This window comes from Synechocystis sp. PCC 6803 substr. PCC-P, from assembly GCF_000284455.1.
Classification (GTDB): Bacteria; Cyanobacteriota; Cyanobacteriia; order Cyanobacteriales; family Microcystaceae; genus Synechocystis.
This window is the reverse complement of sequence record NC_017039.1, coordinates 3,452,739-3,471,216: the sequence shown is the minus strand read 5'-3', so window position 1 is coordinate 3,471,216 and position 18,478 is coordinate 3,452,739. Positions and strand designations below refer to the sequence as shown.

Sequence of the window (18,478 nt, the reverse complement as noted above, 5' to 3'; positions counted from 1 at the left end):
CTTCAGCGCATTTGTATAAAGCTCACTACGGGACAAACCCAATTGCTGAGCGAGGGCCTCTGCCTCATGAAAAACCGAATCTGGAAGGGAAATTGCTGTTTTTATTTGCATTTAGCCAATCTGACAGGGCACTCTACACTCTAGTTATACCTTAGTCAGACCGTAATCCTGCCAGGGGACATAATTAGGCAATCAGTTAACAGCCTGTTTTAAAAGCCCCCCTGACCCCCCAAATTTGGGGGGAAACTGAGTGAAAGTCCCCAACAACAAGTCAACATTCTTGTGCCAGGATTAGGGAATGTCTCCCTAGCGTCCCACTTTGTCACGGGGAAAGAACTTTTGGCATCAAAACCCCGCCGTTACCTAACCATCCATGGAATTTGACCCCGATTCCCTCGTTTTTAATGCCAGGTATGACCTGTTTCAGCTTTTGGTGAATCACTTTAACGTCATTGCCTGCCTGTATCCCCGTTTGTTTGCCGTATCCGTCGCCCGCATTTCCTCTCAACGACCAAACAAAAAGAAAGTCAAAATTTTTACCCTACAAAGCGAAGCCCTAACCTACTTTGAACAACAGCCAGAGCCATTGGTGGTGGTCATTTGCCAACGGTTAGAGGATGGTTCCGGTTTAGACCTGCTGAAACAACTCAAAGCCCATGCCCGATCGCCGCAGTGTTTACTATTGCTGTTGAATGACCATGCGGCCATTGTGGAAGAAGCCCAGCAGTACGGAGCCGATGCCATCTTTTTAGAATCTAGTTTGGGTAATGGGGAAATTAATTTGGCGGTGGAATGTCTACTCCAGGGCAGAACTTACATTGACAGTCGCCTTGAGGCGATCGCCGATTATCGCAAATCTCAGAAGGATGAATTGACCCAGCGGGAAGTGGCCATTTTAAGGTTAGTGGCGGAAGGCAAAACCAATAGCGAAATTGGCCAGGAATTACATCTCGCCAGCTCCACGGTGCGGGAATATGTGCAGACCATTATGCGTAAACTCAACGCCAGGGACAGAACCTCAGCGGCGATCGCCGGGTTAAGGGAAGGGTACCTAACCTAACTTATTTTGACGAAACAGATTTGAACCCTACCAATCCAGCACAGGTTTTTCTGTCCCCTGCTCCCGTTTCCTTTTGGCATCCTTTTCAAACCAAGCAATGATAATTTCCGGGGTGAGGTCGGCGATCGCCAATTGTTCCTCCGCCGCAATGGTTTGCAAAAGCCGGAAGGAAGAAATGGTGAGGCGGGTGAGAAACTTTTCCGACTGACTGAGCAGGGCCCCATCAACAGCGTGGGACTCAGCGGGGGTGAGGAATTGTTGTCCGGCTTCCATGGGCATAGATGATTGATGGTGGGAGAAGTTTACAAACTAGGTAAAACCTGGCTAATTTTTTCAGCCACCGTTTGCACCGTTTCGGTTTCCATTTCCGGCCAGATGGGTAAACTCAACACCTCCGTGGCCAGGCGATCGCTGATGGGGTTGGGGGCATACTGACCCCGGTACACCGGCAATTGATCCTGGGGCACAGGGTAATAGATCATGGTACTAATCCCCATGCCTTGCATTGCGTTAGCGAGGGCGTCCCTTTGACCGTTCAAAATCCGCAGGGTGTATTGGTGAAACACATGGCCAGCAGTGATGGTGGGGGTAATAATGCCTTCCACCCCTTGGAACAGATCATTATAGGTCTGAGCCACCCGACGACGGCCCAGGCTCCATTCCTTTAAATGGGATAGTTTGACGTTCAAAATGGCCGCTTGCAACGCATCTAAGCGGGAGTTATAGCCCAGCATTTCGTTTTGATAGCGTTGTTTAGAACCATGCACCCTCAGACAGCGGGCCAAATCGGCGATCGCCGGATCGTTAGTGGTGATCAAACCACCGTCACCATAGGCTCCCAGATTTTTAGTGGGAAAAAAGGAAAATGCGCCCACATCCCCCATGGCCCCAGTGTATTGACCCACTAGGGCTTGTCTAACTTGGTCATCACAGCCCTGGTCACAACCCAAGCAATCACCGGCATAGATAGCCCCAAAGGACTGGGCACAATCTTCAATAATTTTCAAACCATGGGCATCGGCAAGGGCTTTAATTTGGGCCATGGCTGCCGGCTGACCGAATAAATGCACTGGCATAATCGCCTTGGTGCGGGGGGTGATGGCCGCCTTGATTTTGTCGGGATCAAGGTTAAAATCGGTGATCGCCACATCTACAAAAACCGGTTTAGCCCCCACATTACTAATGGATTCCGCCGTGGCAAAAAAGGAAAAGGGGGTGGTAATTACTTCGTCCCCCGGGCCAATGCCCAATGCCCTTAGGCCAATCATCAGGGCATCGGTGCCGGAATTAACCCCAATGGCATATTTCACCCCCAGATAATCGGCGGCGGCTTGCTCAAAATCTGCAACGGTTTTGCCCAAAATGAATTGTCCCGATTCCAAGACACCATTCACCGCCTGTTGAATTTCGGCTTTGATCCTTTGGTACTGGGGCTTAAGGTCAAGGATGGGGATGTTCATCGAGCTGATTAACTAGTTATGGGGTGGAAAAATAGCGGTGTTGGGCTGAAAAGATGTCCATCAAATTCTAGGGCATGGCCGTCCCTTAGTTGAACAGATTAGCCGCCCACCATCCATGCAGTAGCTGGAAATGGGTTTACGTTGCTCAATGTCTTTATCTCTTTCCCATTGGCAACATTCCTTAAGAAAGTAAAACAAGAGTATTTTTGTTCAAATCTCCGCCTGGCCGCTGAAGACTCTCTGGGCTGGCCCCGTCATATAAAGCCGATTGTCCTGGGCAGACCATTCAATTTCCAAGTTGCCACCGGGTAATTCCACCGTGCAACGGCGATCGCCCCGGCCGGTCAATACTGCCGCCACCACTGTGGCACAGGCCCCTGTTCCACAAGCTAGAGTAATACCCGCTCCCCGTTCCCAGACCCGCATTTTCAGGCGATCGCTTCCTAAAACCTGGATAAACTCCGTATTAGTACGTTGGGAAAATTGGGGGTGATGCTCAAACAAAGGACCAATCTCAGTCAGGTTGAGGCTGTCCACATCATCCACAAAGGTCAAACAGTGGGGATTACCCATGCTCACACAGGTCACCGCCCAGGTTTGCCCCGCTACGGCCAAGGGCAGATCCACCACTTTTTCCCCCGCTGGCGCTAGGGTGGTGGGAATAAGCTCCGCCAATAATTGGGGTTCCCCCATATCTACTTTGACCTGGCCGTCGGCCAACAGTTGGGGCGTAATTACCCCCGCCAACGTGTGGATGCGATAGGTCTTTTCCTCCACCCCTTCTAGGTCTGCCAAAAACTTGGCCAAACAACGGATGCCATTGCCGCACATTTCCGGCTCCGAACCGTCGGAATTAAAAATCCGCATGGTGTAGTCCGTTCCCCCCTGCCCCGGCAAAGCAAAAATCACCCCGTCCGCCCCAATGCCAAAATGGCGATCGCACAACTGTTGGGCTTGGTCTGGGGTTAAGCAGGGTTCCGTACTTTGGCGGTTATCCACCAAAATAAAGTCGTTGCCGAGACCGTGGTATTTACTAAAGCTAAGGGCCATGGGATCAGGTTAGAGGGAAACTAAAGTCAGGCGATCGCCGTTGGGAATAATAAAGAAACTATTGCCATCAGTATTTTACGGCAATTTTGTCAGGAAAAGAAAGAGAATTACTACTAATTAGGAAATTGGTGCCAAACTTTGTTCAATTACACTTTCAATTTGATTTTGCTGGAGCACTTTTTTAAGTTTTGTCGCCTGGTGATGGTACATTTTAACGGGTAAAGTTGCCGGTAAGTTATTCATTGTTTCCGTTGCGATTTTTAAGGAACAACCCGCAATGCGAGCGATGGCGCTAATGCCGTCGAAAACAGACATTTTAGAACTAGCTTTAATAATTTTAAGTTTCCATTGCTTGGGCTTTAAATCACCTGCTTCAATCGATTGTAAACCTGCCATTGTTGCTAGAACAATTAGCAAATTTCCAGGCATTAATGATCGGTCTTCCGAGGGCAAAAAAATCGCTTCATCTTCGGATTTATCTTGATAAATTATTGGCACTACTCCATAACCATAGGCCACCTCTGCAATTGATAAACCCTGGAGCGTATCCTGTTCTTCAATATAATATTGGGTGACTAAAACCGTCTGTTCTTGCCAACAGGATAAACCGAGAATGTTTTCGCCAAAGGCTGCCCCTGTAAACACTTCCGCCGCTGCTACATAGGGATCAATAATAATTGCTTCTGGTAATAATCGTCCTAGATTTTTGGTTAAGGTATCGCCATTGGTGCGAATTACTAATTGACAATGGGGATTAATTTTTTGAGTCAGTAACGCCGTTTCAATATTAACAATGTCGTCATCGGTGACCACAATGACACTACTGGCGGTTTCTAAGTTAGCTAACTGTAAACTATCGACTAAATTATGGCCATAAATTAAGGGAAGATCTAAAAAATCTGACTGGCTAGTAATAGGATTAAAAGTTAATCCCAACACATTAATTTTTAATTCCCGCAATTTCTTGGTAATTTCTTGACCTAACTTACCTAAGCCAATAACCACCACATGGTCAGCTTCGGGAATAGGGGGACGTTTATTATAAAATTGAAATTTAGATGATAATAAAGCCTGGGTTAATAGGGCGTATAAAACTCCGACAAAGGCAGTGCCGGTAACAGTGAGAGCCAGGCTAAATAACTGTAACCATTCCGGCAAAGTTGATATGGGTTCAAAGGAGTCGAACAGGTCAGAGTAACCGCCTAAGAGTAAAATAGCAGTGACGTAAAAGGAAGAAACCAAGGTGGTGCCGGGGTAAAAGAAGCGGAATAATACCGTTCCCGTAATTAAAAGCAGAAACACTACCAAGCCATAGATAATAGCAACCCTCGCCACCTGCTGCTTAAGGCTTAGCCCCCAAAAATTTTTGACCCAGTCACTAATTTTGGTCTGTATCAAACTGCGATAATATAGAAAATTTAGACTAATCTTTTTTCTATTTGGATTAATGCCATAGCCCTTGTTAAGGGAATAATTATCCTCTGTTTCCACGTAAATAATCGTATCCTGGGGCTGAATTTTTGCTTCTGGATGCCAGCAGTGAAACTCAATGGATTGGGACGGAGAGTCGCCCTGCCGATCGTGGCTGAGAATACGGCGGTGACGATTATTAATTTCATCCACACAACTGTAGCTGAGCCAATGGTGATAACCGGGAACTTGCAAGCGATTGATTCTGATTTTTATCCCTCCTAAATTGAGCAGACTAATGGTTTCTTTGCCCAGGGCAGAAAGGGCATAAGCATTGGCTGGCAAATGTTTGGGTTCATAGGCAATAAAATTCCCTAATTCGTTACTCAATAAAAAATTAAGATTATCCCGTACACTTCTGACAACTAAACGGGTATTAGCATTTAAAGTACGAATGGTTATGGCTGTTTCAAGATTAATTTTTTCGACTGTGGTAACAATTAAAGCAGCTCGAATTTGACTAATAGGCAACTGGAGTAAAATATTAGCTTGACTACAGTCGCCAATAATTAATCGGTCTAGGTAATGGTCTAAATTTTTAATTTCCCACTGGGGCGGTGGCTGTTTTTCAATGGCAATTACCTTAACGCCAAATTTTTTCAGCGCAACAACGCAATGTTGTCCCAGATACCCTAACCCACAAACTAAAAAATAGTCCATAAAAGTCTTGCTGATGATCAAAAATTAAGGACAAAAACTATTAGTAAGTTTGAAATTTATTCTGTGTGTAATGGCTGGCTGAGACTAGGTTGCTCCAGGGAGGGAGAGAGTCATGTTATGTTGGACTTTAAACAAAGTTTGCCTTCGATTGTACACCCACTGCTAAAATTCCTACCATGCTTGAGCTTCATCAGTTTGAACTGTCCCAATATTCGGAAAAAGTCCGCCTGATTCTCGACTTTAAAGGGTTGGATTATCGGACAGTGGAAGTGGTGCCGGGGGTTGGTCAGCTCGATTTGCTCCGTCTTTCTGGACAAACAAAGGTTCCAGTGCTCAAGGATGGGGACATTGTCATTGCAGATTCGACGGAAATTGCCCTCTACCTAGACCGTAAATACCCCGAAAATTCCCTTTTACCCCACGATCCGGTGCAACGGGGACAATGCTTGCTGATGGAAGAATGGGCCGACGAATCCATTGGTCTGAAGGGTCGGGTTGCCATGGTGGGGGCGTTGAACCAAAATCCTGGTCTGCGGGCTTCTATTTTGCCCAAACAAACCCCAGGCATTTTCAAAAATTTAGTCAGTGCAGTACCCCCGGCTATGTTAGACCTATTGGGCAGTGGCGTTGGTTTTGGTGGTGATGCGGTCAAGGAAGCCATGCGGGGCTTGCATCAGGACTTGGAGGCTTTAACTCTGATTCTGCAACATCAGCCCTACCTAATTGGCGATCGCCCAACGTTGGCAGATTTAACGGTGGCGGCATTGAGTATGGTGATCAAAATCCCCGGCGGAAATTACTTAAACATTGCCCAGGAGTTGAAGGGTAAGGGCATTCCTGGCTTGGCGGATAACAGTGCCTACAGTGCATTTTTTGAATGGCGCGATCGCCTTTATCGGGAATATCGCCGCAGTCATCAACAGGACAATAATCAGAACAACGGCAGCGGTAGCAGTAACAATAGTTCCCCCACCACAATCACCATTGAGTAGGTGGTTTTCAACAACTGATTGGTTGGAACGCTCTGGTTAAGTTGACCCGCTAAAGCACCGGCAAGGGAGGACAACTCTAAATGGACATCTCTGAAAAATGGGAAAAACCACGGCGTTCCCCAAACTCCCTCTCTCAGTTACTTGCCAAAGGGAGGGCGGTAATTGAGCTGGAAGTATAGGCCGTCATTTTGCCAATTGCCGGTCAGGTTATCCAATTTGATCACGGGAATGCCATAGTCAAACCGGAAGCTCAAACCGGTCATACCCAAAATATCCCGCCAAATAAGGCCCAATCCAGGCCCCACCAGCACAGAATTGGGCGGCAATTGGGTGGGGTTGCCGGCACTGTTCCACACTGCGCCAAAATCCACAAAGGGAGCGAGTTCAAACACAGATTTATTATCTCCATCCCTGGCCAAGGTGATGCGATTTTCCACCGAGAGACGAACGCCATTGTCAGCGGAGCGGGCATTTTGTCGATAGCCCCGCAGGGACTGCCCACCGCCGATGATGAACAGATAATCCGGTAGCAAACTATCGGGGGTGAGTTGTAAATCTGCCTGCACAATGAGCAGGTTATTATCATCCAGTCTTTGCAGCCGCTGGGCTTGTCCCAACCAACTAAAAAATTTGCCGCTGGGTAGAGGATCGGGATTGGTGGTGGCATCAAATAGTCCTGTGCCCAGGTTCATTTGGGAGCGGAAAAACCATAGCCCATTGGGGTCGCGCAGGGTGTAGTCCTGGCCAAACTGAAACACGCTGGTGCGGCTGAAATTGGTCAAATCGGGACGATTTAGCCCTAGGGTGCGACCGTCTTGGTAACGGAAACCAAAACTAAGGGCAAATTCATCTGTTAAAGAAGTCCAGAGGGGTTGGCGATAACTGATTTCGTAGAGGGGGTTGCTGCCGGTGATATCAAAAACGTCGAAGGGGGACTGGGTGATTCTAGTCCAGGTGGGCACAAAACGTAGATTGAGAGTGCCATCGGTGGGATTAAGGGGAACCTGATAGTTAAAATCGAGGATGTCCAAACCCCCAGTGGTGGAAACGTAATAGCTCCCCGACAGGCGATCGCCAAGGCCGGTGAGATTTTTATAGTCCAAGCTAAGGCCGATCCGCTCACTTCCCAAACTGATGGGGGAATAGTTATCAAAACTGAGATTGGCACTGAAGGGGAAAGCTTCCTCCACCGTGACAGATAAATTGCTCAGCCCAACTTTTCCGGTGGGCAAAAGGCTAGCTTGCACCTTTTCCAGCATGGGATTAATTTGCAACAGCCGTAGACTTTCCTCCAACTGACCCACATTGATGGGACTATGAACTCCCCGAGCTACCCGGTCGCAAATGTAAGCTGGGCGCAAACGACCCCGACCCCGTACTTGGATCGACTCCACCTGCCCTTCCACCACCTGGATTGGTTGTTCCAAAAACTCACCATTTTTAACAGGTTCAATGGGTTTGGCGATCGCCTGGGAAGTAATGTAACCCTGATTGATGTATAGCTGGGTAATGCCCTCTACTATGCCTTGGTATAAAACTTCAAATTCCGCCGCCGTCAAATTCGTATCAATGATGAGGGGAGCAGTGCCGCTGGGGGGATCAGTTTGCCAAGGTTGTAGGGCTGGTAAAGCTAACAACTCCTTCGGGGAAAATACCGTCATGCCCAGTAGGTTCACCCGGAGGGGAGTGCCATCCACCGACCCTTGTAACAGAGGTATGGGCGTTATGTTGGTAGGAGCAGATGGTCTATAACCACAGGTGTCCACCGCTTCTTCGGCGCTGGGAGGGGAGGACTCTGGCCCTAGTTCCAATGGAGGACTAGTAGGGGGGACCTGAATATCGTCTTCCGATGGCAGTGGTTGTAGGGGAGGGGTGGGAACTTGTCCTTGGCTAAGGAAAAATTCTTTGGCGGCGATCGCCTTTATCTCTTCGGTATCTGGGTCTAGGGTTAAATCTTTCTCTTCTTGCTCAATTACTACTGGCACCTTAGAAGTAAAGGTACCCAAACCTGTGGCCAAAGCCTGATTTACTAGCCCCAATGGTAAGCAAAAGCACAACGCCAATTGCAGGGTATAACGGCAACTTAACATGGCCCTGGGCATCTCCGGTGGTGAACAGGTCGGCGTGGAAGGCTACAAAGTAGCTAGTCAGAGTGGGGAGGAGATATTTGCGTCCCTGGCTTTGATATCAGGCTTAAATTGGGACTGCACAGTTTTTTACAGAGACTTTAACAGGATTGTCAGCTTTTGTCAGCCCTAGAAGATGGCTACTAAAAGTATTTTGTAGCATTCAAACCTTAACAGGTTCCGCTGCTCCCATGGCCCGAGGGATTATGGCCCCCAGGTGGCACGGTGAAATTTTTGCGAACTCAGTACTCCAGTGTTTTCATCCGCATCAAATCAATGGGATATTGATGATATTTCTCCCTACTGAAATGTTTGAGCAAATTTTCTCCTCAGTGTTGCTTTGCGAGGGGTTGATAACAATGGACAATGGGAAAGTTAAGTTAGGGACGGTTAATTGGCCCTAGGCTGGTTGGTAGAGTTTTGACCCTAACTCCCCCGTTCCTGTCCCCTTGAGAGTGTTAACCCATGGCTCCTTCCTCTGCCCAGATTGTTGACCCCTGTATGTTGGCGGCCATCGACATTGGAACCAATTCCGTTCACATGGTCATTGTCCGCATTGATCCAGTTCTGGCCACCTTTACTATTGTGGCTCGGGAAAAAGATACTGTCCGCCTAGGCGATCGGGACCCCCAATCTAATAACCTCACTCCAGCGGCCATGAATCGGGCGATCGCCGCTTTGAAACGTTGTGTGGAATTGGCCAAGGGTTTGGAAGTGGAAAACATTATCGCTGTGGCCACCAGTGCCACTAGGGAAGCCAAAAATGGCCAAGATTTTCTTACCCGGGTGCAAACGGAAGTGGGGCTAACGGTGGATTTAATTTCTGGCCCAGAGGAAGCCCGACGAATTTACCTGGGGGTATTTTCCTGCATGGATTTCCATGAAGTACCCCATGTGATGATCGACATTGGTGGCGGTTCTACGGAGCTAATTTTGGCCGATCGCCGGGACGTGCGGTTTTTAAGCAGTACCAAAGTAGGGGCGGTGCGGCTCACCCAAGACTTTGTCCACAGCGATCCCATTGATGCCACCGAATTGGCCGTGTTGCGGGCCTATGTGCGGGGCATGCTGGAGCGCCCAGTGGATGAGATTAAACAACGGCTCAAGGGAGGGGAAAAAGCTCAAATGGTGGGGACTTCCGGCACCATTGAAACCCTAGCCACCATGACCGCTTTACAAAAACAAAAAGAGGTTCCCAATCCCATTCAGGGTTACAGCATTAGCCAAAAAGATGTGGAGGAATGGGTCAAAAAATTGGCTGGTCTCAACTGCCAAGAACGGTTTGAAGTGGCGGGCCTGTCCGATCGCCGGGCGGAAATTATTTTGCCGGGGGCAGTGATTCTACTCGAAGCCATGACCATGCTGGAATTGGATAGCATCACCATCTGTGAGCGGGCGTTGCGGGAAGGCATGATCGTCGATTGGATGCTCACCCATGGGCTAATCCAAGACCGGATGCGTTTCCAGGGAGAAATTCGTCAACGGGGAGTGCTAAAAATCGCCCGCAAATACCAAGTGGATCTCGGTTTTGGGGAAAGGGTCGCCCAATTTGCCACCAGCTTTTTCGATCAACTGCGGGGAGTTTTACACGACTGGGGGGAAACGGAACGGGAATGGCTCTGGGCCGCCGCAATTTTGCATAATTGTGGTACTTATGTCAGCCACTCCGCCCACCATAAACATTCCTATTATTTAATTCGTAATGCGGAACTGCTAGGTTACACAGAAATTGAGCTAGAACTAATTGCCAATATTGCCCGTTACCATCGCCGTAGTAAGCCGAAAAAACGCCACGATGATTACATTAAATTATCTGAACCCCACCGTTTAGCGGTGCGGCAATTAAGTTCTTTGCTACGCTTAGCGGTGGCCTTGGACCGTCGCCAAGTGGGAGCCATTGAAAGCTTTGATTGTCGTTATGATCAAGATAAACGGCAGTTACATTTGCACATTACCCCCAAAGATCCCGACGATGACTGTGCCTTGGAACTATGGAATTTAGATTATAAAAAAGTTGTTTTTGAAGAAGAATTTAATACTAAAGTAGTAGCAACTCTAGCAATTTTGCTCAAATCTCGTCAGGGTTAAGAAAAATTTAAAATACCTCCCCTGGTCCCTCAATTATGTAGGGAATTCAATTCAAAATTTCCCAGTATGATGAGATGTACAGGGAGAATTTAGACTTTTCAGACCCTCTCTAGGAAAGTGTTTAAAAATTTGAGTTGTGGCTGTTTAATCCCCCCTACCCCCCTTGGGAAGGGGAGAACTGTTACAAAAGACCTCCTTTTTAAGCCGGAGCTTTAGTGGGAGGATTTGGAAGGATGAATACCTAGCTTTGCACTTTTCAGACCCTCTCTAAAGCTAAAATTTCACCTAAGTTAAGGGGAGATTTTTCACAGTTAATCATGTAGTTATGAGCAAAAAAGTAGCGGCCCTGGGCTTAGATGTGGGGCGAAAACGTATCGGGGTGGCGGGCTGTGACGGCACTGGTTTGATTGCCACTGGCATTACCACCATTGTCCGCAGTTCCTACGATCAAGACATTGCTCAGATTAAGCAATTGGTGGAAGAAAGGAATGTTAATCTGTTGGTGGTGGGATTACCCTACACCATGGCTGGAGAGATTGGTTCTCAAGCTAAACAGGTGCAAAAATTTGCGCGACGGGTGGCGGAGCAGTTACACTTGCCGTTGGAGTATATGGATGAACGGTTAAGTTCAGTAGAAGCGGAAAATCAGTTAAAAGCGCGGAAAAGATTTTCTAGTTATGACAAGGGTTTAATTGATCAACAAGCGGCGGAAATTATTCTACAACAATGGCTAGATTTACGGCGTTCTCATTTACAAGAAGGGGGTGATAATCTCCATCGATAAATTTTGATTAATTAGATTGTTTGGCAAATTTACTAACTCTTATTAATAATCTTCTGGCAAATTTAGCTTAACTTTTTCTGCAGCAAAAACAACCAATGTCAATTCTGCTAAAGCCACGATACAGGCAGTTCTAAGAGCAGTGCAATCTCGCCCCAAGGCATTATTGCCGGCGGAATGATGCCAGGGTCCTAATCCTCCATGTAATCCAGTGGGCAGATCCACCGGGAATGGAAAACCCAAGGGAGCGACCAAAACAAATTTTGGCTGGCAATAGTGCCCGCCTTTATCGATCGCCGTGGGAAAATCGATCAGCTTTTACCTATAGTTCAGCAAGCAGTCCAGGGGGGAATTGTCCTGCGGGATCAAGTTGAAGTGGTGGTCCACACTTGAAATGCAAGAATGTCGGCAAAGTCCCGATTGGCCCCATAACCTAGGACAACTCTTCAAACGGATCCAGGAGCTAAAACTTATCCGTAGCTGGCCTGGGCCCCACTGCCCCCGGTTGATTGGTGAATAAATTCCCAGCCGCTTCATTTTGGTAAATACAATCAATGCGAGGATTACCTTCCAGAGGCCCGGTGAAACCAAAGGTATTCATCCGATTTTTGCAATCATTGACCTGACGGCTGTCCACCAATTTTTCCCGCTCTAAAATGCTCCAGTTATTGCGGCGCAACACACAGCCCGGTTGCATCACTGGTTGGGTGACAAATACATTAAAGGGATTCAGGGTCACAAACACCCGCATATCGGTGACAATGGCGCTGGAGCCAAACTGTACACACACTTCAGCGTTGGGGGCACTGCGGTCAATCACTTCCCTGGAAGCCACATTTTCCGGACTAAAGCTAGCGGTGGAACTAAAACCAATGCCTACCCCAATGCCCAAAACAAAAATTCCCGCTAATAAGGCGATCGTGCCATAGTTGATGGCCCCCAGGCTGAACTTACCAGGGGCTTTTCCCGGCGGGGGCCCATAATCCCGATCATAGCTGGGACGGGGAGGAGGAGTGTAACGGGGTGGGGGTCTGCGGGCCATAGGGAGAAATTGAGAAGGTGGAGTTTCCTAGTCTAGCTTTGGCAGAACTATTTCAGCCGGTAAAAACCTGGGGTGAGCTTTGGGTCAACCACAACCAAGAGGGGGAAAATTGTCCGATGGCTTGCCATTCCCAACACCAGTAGATCAAGAGAGGGAATATTAACCTAGCCACGTTTCCCATCGAGAATTTTAGACGAATTCCAAGGTTAAATCAGGCATCAGTCGTTGGAGGTTTCTCAAGGATTTCATTTGCCAGAGAATGTTTTTAGAACCCTTAAAAACTAGGCTGGTGTCTTCCTTACCCCGCACCTTCATCACAAACATAGACAGCATGCTGATGCCGGAACTATTGAGAAATTCTAACCCCTCTAAGTTAATGATCAGCTCACTACAATCAGACAAAATCTCCAGCATGGTGTTCATAATGGGCTGATATTCCTTCATGCCTTCCAACCGCAAAAAGCCCCGAAAGTAAAGGGTCTTGTTGGCCTCTTCAAAGTAAATCCGATAGTCTTCAGTGGTTATTTCCATGGGAATAGGTCGCAATAAAATTAGGGATTTGGGGAGAATAATTTTTTCTTAGCTACCACTGCTCAAATTTCGACACCCAAGTGAGTCATCACCGTAACTTTGATCAAATCCTCGGAACCGGAAACCGGGACAAATCGCCAACCAAACTGAGCTTGGTAATCGTTAATCATAGTCAACAAGCCGATCTGGGACGCTTCGCAATCTTCCAGGGCGGATTTTTCTAGTCGTTCCATGTATAGCTCCAGCGGATCTGCCTCTAATAGCACTTTGATGAAATTCTCATAGTCAATGGTGGTTGGCAGGGGAGAAATATTACTGGTCTCAAAAATTAATTTATGGTCGTAGAGATGGAGAGTAATGGTGATGGGACAATCATGGTCGGTGGTGCTGTATTTAACGGCGTTTTCCAACAATTCGTTGGCAATATAACTGACGGAGCCTTTGATGGTGTCCCGCTGACTAAGGCCGTCGTCTGCTCCGTTGCCGGGAAAAAAGGTGGCAAAGTAGTCCCCCAAAAAGTCTGCTGACAGGCCATAGTTGCGCCAGCGTTGTAAACGATTTACCCGGTCGAGGGAAAAGTTTAGGGTCAGAAATTCGTCGCTGGGGGGAATGGGATCGAGGAACTCTCCCCATTGTCTGACGTTGGTTTGGTCAGTGCTCATGGTTATGTCTATGGGACTAGCTCACTTGGTTTATTCGAAAAATCAATGGCCGAAAATGCAGTTCCGGCCCTGGCGTTTCGCCTTGTAAAGATTTTCGTCCGCTTGGGCAATTAGGTCTAGGGGGAGTTGTCCCGGCTGGGGATACAGGCGACCGATGCCAAAGGACATGGTGACGAATTCGCTAGTGGGGGAATGGTGATGGGGAATTTCTAGCATTGTCAGAGAGGCCTGCATCCGTTTAGCAATCTGCTGGGCAGCTTCACTGGTCACCTGGGGCAAAATTACACCAAATTCTTCACCACCGTAGCGAGCAAAAAGATCAAACGGGTTGCGGAGGGTGGCACTGAGGGTTTTGGCAATGCGCCGCAAACAGTCATCCCCACTGAGGTGGCCGTAGAAGTCGTTGAATTGTTTGAAATGGTCGATATCACATAAAATCAGGGCGATCGCCTCTTGGCTATCCATGGCCCGTTCCCATTGTTGGGCCAGATGGAGGTCAAAATGGCGGCGGTTGGAAACCTGGGTGAGGCTATCGAGGTTAAGTAACTCTGCGGTTTCCCCTAGTTTTTGTCGCCATTGGGCATCCACCACGTCCCCATGTTGCATGATGGTTTCCACAATAATTTCTAGGTCTTCCTTTTCCCGGGAAATTAAACTGAGAATATTTTGTAACTTCGCCTCTGCCCGCTGTCGTTCCAGGATTTCGCTTCTGAGCTTGACATTGGTTTCATTCAGCAATGACTCGATCATGTCCCCATGTTCGGCGATCGTGGTCAAGGCAATGTGGAGATCATCATTTTCCCGTTGTAACCGATTAATTTCTTGCTGAAGTTGAGTTAGGGTGGCCGCCGTTAATTCTGTCGTAGTCATAGTGGGGAGCGAAGACGGGGATAGGATCCGGAAATTTTTGAGTGAGTTTATTTACTTACCTAGGTTATTCAATGTAACTCACTTGGTTAGGAATGACTGCTTACCCAGGACTATTTTCCCTAGATTGGTGTTTAATTATCCTCTGCTTAGTTGGGGCAGGGAAACGGAGCTGGCATTGTTTTTCCCATAGATTCACAAACTAAAAATAGTGATCAAGTTTTATCTTGATTTGGGAGGTGTTGGCAAAGTTCGGGTTTGCCCTTAAATCGACTGACTAGGAAACCTTTCCCGAGTTTCCCCCAAGCTTGGGGAAAATTAGGTTGGATTTTACAACAGTCTTTTGGATGAACCCAGTGACTACGTTGCAGCAGGCTGGGTCAATGTCAGCGGGATTTTTCCACTGATGCCCGGACGATCGCCGCTAACTGTTCTGCACTATCGAGGTCAGCCAATGTGCCAGCAGCTTTGGCCATGGTAGCCAAATTTTCTGGACTCTGGAGCAGGTCTAGCCCAGCTTGTTCCAACTGTTCCGCCGTCAGGGATTTTTGGGCAAACATTAGGGCGGCCCCGGCATCAACAAACACCTGGGCGTTATACATCTGATGATTTTCCGCCGCAAAGGGATAGGGAATTAAAATGGAGGGGGTCTGGGTGACAGCCAATTCGGTTAGGGTGCCCGCTCCGGCTCTGCTAATGGCTAAATCCGCCTTTTGCAACAGGGCCGCCATATTATCGAAAAATTCCAGGGATAAATAATGGTCATGGCTAAAGGTGGCCGCTTCCGGATCGTTCTTGCCGGTCAAATGGACAATAAAGGCCCCCGCATTTACCCAAGCAGGCACACAACTACGAACTTGTTGATTGACTGTCACTGCTCCCTGAGAACCTCCTGCCACCACAATTAAGCTTCTGTTTGGGGGAATGGGCAAATCCAAAGACTGGGGCTGACGAAATTGCTCCCGCACGGGGGTGCTAATCCAAACCGTTGCACAATTGGGCAGATATTTGGCTGTGCCCCGGAAACCGATCGCCACTGTGTCGCACCAACGGCCCAACCAAGTGGTTACTTTACCGGGAATAAAGTTAGATTCGTGGAAAATTACCGGAATGTTGCATAATTTAGCTGCCACAATGGCCGGAGCGGCAATATAACCCCCTGTGGTCGCCACAGCATTAATTTTTTTGCTCTTAATCAGTTTTCTAACCGTGAATACTGACCGTAATAAATTCCAGCCAATCTTGATTGTTTTTAAGCTGGGCCGTCCCTGGAAACCTTCCACCGGGATCGTTTGCAAAGGATATTGCCGGGGTACCAAGGTCGTCTCCAGGCGATCGGGCACCCCCAACCAGATAATTTCATAGTCCGGCAACTGCTGGGCCAGGGCCAAAGCCGGAAAAAGATGCCCCCCCGTGCCACTGGCGGCAATTAGTAAACGAATCGGTTCAGTCATCTTGCCCAAATATCCGTTAAAAACTACACAAGCCTTTGATAAGCCCACAAAAAAAATACCCCACCCGCTGGCGGAGTAACAAATCAAAATGTCCAATCCCCCGCATAACGGAGGAATCCTGACCCACCCAAAGATGGTTAGACATTTTCAATTAAAAGACCATTAGTCTTCAAACCTTTCCAGCCTAACCTTCGCCTTCACTCTCAATGTGAATGAAAAGCAACCCCATGGTCACAGCGGGAAATAACCAACCCACCATAGGAATCAAAATCCAAGGCAGGTAAGATGCAGCGTAGGAACCGTCCATTAGTTAATACTCCTTATTAATTGGATGATTGTAAGCTCAGGCCGTCGTGGCAACGGCAAAATTGAAACAGTTTAAAGGTTATAAGGTTATTTAGTTAAATAGACCCCGGAAAATCCCATCCACAACGCTGAGGTTTTCCAACAGGAAGTAAGCCACAAAGGCACCTCCCATGCCACCCACAAAAAAGCCAGCAGCAAATTGGCTCCAACCATCGGCTGTTTGCAGAGTGTCGCCGGAACCCTGTTCCCCTTGGAAGGTAACCAGTCCATAGCTACTAAGAGCAGCGGTAGCCACCAGGATCAAAGCCAAAGCTCCGATCAGACCACCAATGTACTGGTACTCAGAATCCCGCAGCGGGCCCAGCAGGGTCCAGGGGCCAATCAAGAAGTAACCGTGGGCCATGCCCACTTCCAAACCTCTGAGGATGGGGGAAAGGCCTTTGCGATAGGCGGGCAAATTGCCGATAAAAGTGCGGGTGAAAGCGGAGTCGGAAATGGGGGTGGAAAGATGCCCCACAAAAGGATCGCCGTTATAGGCTTGTACAACTTGGTTAGATTCAGCCATTGGTATTGAGTTCTCCTATTAAAGAATTTCGTCAGGGACGTGACAAAACTTTAGTCCCCATTTTACGCACGGGGGGACGTTTTGCGAGGAAAATGGCTTTTAGCTTTAAAAAAATTCATTAAGTTTTATTGACCTCCACTCAACAGCGGCTTTTCCGCCTGGGATCTCTACTTTGGAGGCTTTCTTTGGATGGAATTTTCCCCACGAGCCAAATTTTTTCTCTTTTTATAATCCTCTTCAATCTGCCCCAGTTCGCTTTTCATGGTCTGGGCAAATTAAAACCATAGAGCAAAAGACGATGTTTGCAATATTCAAATAATGCCCCCTGCCTGCCTGAAGTTGTCCGATCGCCGTTGGTCAATCTTCAAAAGGTGCGGACTGAAGCCTTCGGTTGCTAGGGGCATTTCACCCGTTCATTTTTTCGTCTATTGACAGTAACTCCTATTTAGCCCTAGGATAATTGCCGGGATTAAATGAAAATTATTTTTATTAAGGAGCTTGCTGATGAAATGGGCTAACCGGTTGCTATTATTTGGGGTTATGTTGTGGGTGCAATCCATGGAAGTTTCCTTTTCCCCCAATAATCCCAGCTTAATTAGCGGTCTAAACCTAGAGCTAGCCAAGGTTGCGGCGCAAGAAATGACCCCAGGAGAACAGGCTAACCGTGATTTTCAGGACAAGTTAAATAAGAAAGATTTGCTAGAAGCATTACGTCAGGGAGGGTATGTCATTTACATTCGCCATGGCCAAACAGAAAAGGATTATGCTGACCAAGTCACAGCGGAAATGGGTAACTGCGCCACCCAAAGGACTTTAAGCGAGGTCGGTTGGCAACAGGCCAAGGCGATCGGTGAAGCATTCAAAAAATACGCCATTCCCTACGACAAAGTTTTTTCCAGTCAATATTGTCGAGCCTGGCAAACAGCGGATTTAGCCTTTGGACGATACGAAAAAAATGGCGACCTTAATTTTCCCAAAGCGGAAGACTATAGCCCAGAACAAATTGCCCAAATGAAAGCGTTGTTAATGCCATTTTTAACCGAAATTCCTGCCCCTGGAACTAATAATGTTGTTGTTGGCCATGACGATCTATTTGAGGCGGCAACTGGAATTTATCCCGATCCCCAGGGCATGGCCTATGTGGTTAAGCCCCTAGGTGGTGATCAGTTTACGTTGGTGGCTAATGTACGGGCGGAAGAGTGGTTAGAGCTTGGCCAGTAAGGATTAGGAAGTAATCGGCTTGGTGAAACCATCTATCTAAAAAATTCCAGAAAAGCCCATGCTATGATAATGATTATCATTATTTAGAAGTTTGCCCGTGATGGCCATGGGGAGGAAGGGCATTGTTTTTCCCTTGGCTGTTG

Annotated in this window: 19 protein-coding genes; 6 read left to right on the top strand and 13 right to left on the bottom strand. The window is 47.7% G+C overall.

Features of this window, described 5'->3' with window-relative positions; translation table 11 throughout:
- The first annotated feature begins 373 nt into the window (after nt 1-373).
- Complete coding sequence (locus SYNPCCP_RS16075; RefSeq protein ID WP_010874269.1) at nt 374-1,060, top strand: response regulator transcription factor; 687 nt, start codon at nt 374-376, stop codon at nt 1,058-1,060.
- A 27-nt stretch (nt 1,061-1,087) separates the two neighbouring features.
- On the opposite strand, the gene SYNPCCP_RS16070 is transcribed toward SYNPCCP_RS16075, so the two are convergent.
- The 4 genes from SYNPCCP_RS16070 to SYNPCCP_RS16055 form a co-directional block, all read right to left on the bottom strand.
- Entirely contained in the window at nt 1,088-1,339 is a 252-nt protein-coding gene (locus SYNPCCP_RS16070) for a hypothetical protein (protein WP_010874268.1), read from the bottom strand.
- A gap of 23 nt (nt 1,340-1,362) precedes the next feature.
- Complete coding sequence (locus SYNPCCP_RS16065; RefSeq protein WP_010874267.1) at nt 1,363-2,520, bottom strand: DegT/DnrJ/EryC1/StrS aminotransferase family protein; 1,158 nt, start codon at nt 2,518-2,520, stop codon at nt 1,363-1,365.
- A gap of 210 nt (nt 2,521-2,730) precedes the next feature.
- On the bottom strand, nt 2,731-3,570 hold the full coding sequence (gene dapF, locus SYNPCCP_RS16060; protein ID WP_010874266.1) for a diaminopimelate epimerase: 840 nt from the start codon (nt 3,568-3,570) through the stop codon (nt 2,731-2,733).
- Nucleotides 3,571-3,687: 117 nt separating this feature from the next.
- Complete coding sequence (locus SYNPCCP_RS16055) at nt 3,688-5,700, bottom strand: NAD-binding protein (RefSeq protein WP_010874265.1); 2,013 nt, start codon at nt 5,698-5,700, stop codon at nt 3,688-3,690.
- 176 nt (nt 5,701-5,876) lie between these two features.
- Between SYNPCCP_RS16055 and SYNPCCP_RS16050 the strand changes: the two genes are divergently transcribed.
- Nucleotides 5,877-6,692 (top strand): glutathione S-transferase family protein, encoded by an 816-nt coding sequence (locus tag SYNPCCP_RS16050; protein ID WP_010874264.1) that lies wholly within the window; start codon nt 5,877-5,879, stop codon nt 6,690-6,692.
- Between the two features lie 137 nt (nt 6,693-6,829).
- Here the strand turns inward: SYNPCCP_RS16050 and SYNPCCP_RS16045 are convergent, their stop codons facing one another.
- Nucleotides 6,830-8,782 (bottom strand): ShlB/FhaC/HecB family hemolysin secretion/activation protein, encoded by a 1,953-nt coding sequence (locus tag SYNPCCP_RS16045; protein WP_020861901.1) that lies wholly within the window; start codon nt 8,780-8,782, stop codon nt 6,830-6,832.
- Nucleotides 8,783-9,283: 501 nt separating this feature from the next.
- On the opposite strand from SYNPCCP_RS16045, the gene SYNPCCP_RS16035 reads away from it, so the two are divergent.
- The gene (locus SYNPCCP_RS16035) at nt 9,284-10,906 is read left to right on the top strand and encodes a Ppx/GppA phosphatase family protein (RefSeq protein ID WP_010874262.1); all 1,623 of its coding nucleotides are present in this window, start codon (nt 9,284-9,286) and stop codon (nt 10,904-10,906) included.
- A gap of 325 nt (nt 10,907-11,231) precedes the next feature.
- Complete coding sequence (ruvX, locus tag SYNPCCP_RS16030; protein ID WP_010874261.1) at nt 11,232-11,690, top strand: Holliday junction resolvase RuvX; 459 nt, start codon at nt 11,232-11,234, stop codon at nt 11,688-11,690.
- Between the two features lie 42 nt (nt 11,691-11,732).
- Here the strand turns inward: ruvX and SYNPCCP_RS16025 are convergent, their stop codons facing one another.
- Entirely contained in the window at nt 11,733-11,930 is a 198-nt protein-coding gene (locus SYNPCCP_RS16025; protein ID WP_143705310.1) for a hypothetical protein, read from the bottom strand.
- 33 nt (nt 11,931-11,963) lie between these two features.
- On the opposite strand from SYNPCCP_RS16025, the gene SYNPCCP_RS17835 reads away from it, so the two are divergent.
- A complete protein-coding gene (locus SYNPCCP_RS17835) occupies nt 11,964-12,080 on the top strand; it encodes a DUF190 domain-containing protein (RefSeq protein ID WP_143705309.1) in 117 nt (38 codons plus the stop codon).
- Between the two features lie 70 nt (nt 12,081-12,150).
- On the opposite strand, the gene SYNPCCP_RS16020 is transcribed toward SYNPCCP_RS17835, so the two are convergent.
- The 7 genes from SYNPCCP_RS16020 to SYNPCCP_RS15990 all read right to left on the bottom strand — a co-directional run bounded on the left by SYNPCCP_RS16020 (nt 12,151) and on the right by SYNPCCP_RS15990 (nt 17,114).
- Nucleotides 12,151-12,729, bottom strand: a complete 579-nt coding sequence (locus SYNPCCP_RS16020) for a DUF3172 domain-containing protein (RefSeq protein WP_010874260.1) — start codon at nt 12,727-12,729, stop codon at nt 12,151-12,153.
- 189 nt (nt 12,730-12,918) lie between these two features.
- A complete protein-coding gene (locus SYNPCCP_RS16015) occupies nt 12,919-13,260 on the bottom strand; it encodes a hypothetical protein (protein ID WP_010874259.1) in 342 nt (113 codons plus the stop codon).
- A 62-nt stretch (nt 13,261-13,322) separates the two neighbouring features.
- Complete coding sequence (locus SYNPCCP_RS16010) at nt 13,323-13,922, bottom strand: hypothetical protein (protein ID WP_010874258.1); 600 nt, start codon at nt 13,920-13,922, stop codon at nt 13,323-13,325.
- A gap of 42 nt (nt 13,923-13,964) precedes the next feature.
- Complete coding sequence (locus tag SYNPCCP_RS16005) at nt 13,965-14,792, bottom strand: diguanylate cyclase (RefSeq protein ID WP_010874257.1); 828 nt, start codon at nt 14,790-14,792, stop codon at nt 13,965-13,967.
- Between the two features lie 383 nt (nt 14,793-15,175).
- Nucleotides 15,176-16,243, bottom strand: a complete 1,068-nt coding sequence (murG, locus tag SYNPCCP_RS16000) for an undecaprenyldiphospho-muramoylpentapeptide beta-N-acetylglucosaminyltransferase (RefSeq protein ID WP_020861913.1) — start codon at nt 16,241-16,243, stop codon at nt 15,176-15,178.
- A gap of 184 nt (nt 16,244-16,427) precedes the next feature.
- The gene (locus SYNPCCP_RS15995) at nt 16,428-16,550 is read right to left on the bottom strand and encodes a photosystem I reaction center subunit VIII (protein ID WP_010874255.1); all 123 of its coding nucleotides are present in this window, start codon (nt 16,548-16,550) and stop codon (nt 16,428-16,430) included.
- A 90-nt stretch (nt 16,551-16,640) separates the two neighbouring features.
- On the bottom strand, nt 16,641-17,114 hold the full coding sequence (locus SYNPCCP_RS15990) for a photosystem I reaction center protein subunit XI (protein WP_010874254.1): 474 nt from the start codon (nt 17,112-17,114) through the stop codon (nt 16,641-16,643).
- Nucleotides 17,115-17,618: 504 nt separating this feature from the next.
- On the opposite strand from SYNPCCP_RS15990, the gene SYNPCCP_RS15985 reads away from it, so the two are divergent.
- A complete protein-coding gene (locus SYNPCCP_RS15985) occupies nt 17,619-18,335 on the top strand; it encodes a histidine phosphatase family protein (RefSeq protein WP_010874253.1) in 717 nt (238 codons plus the stop codon).
- Nucleotides 18,336-18,478 lie beyond the last annotated feature (143 nt).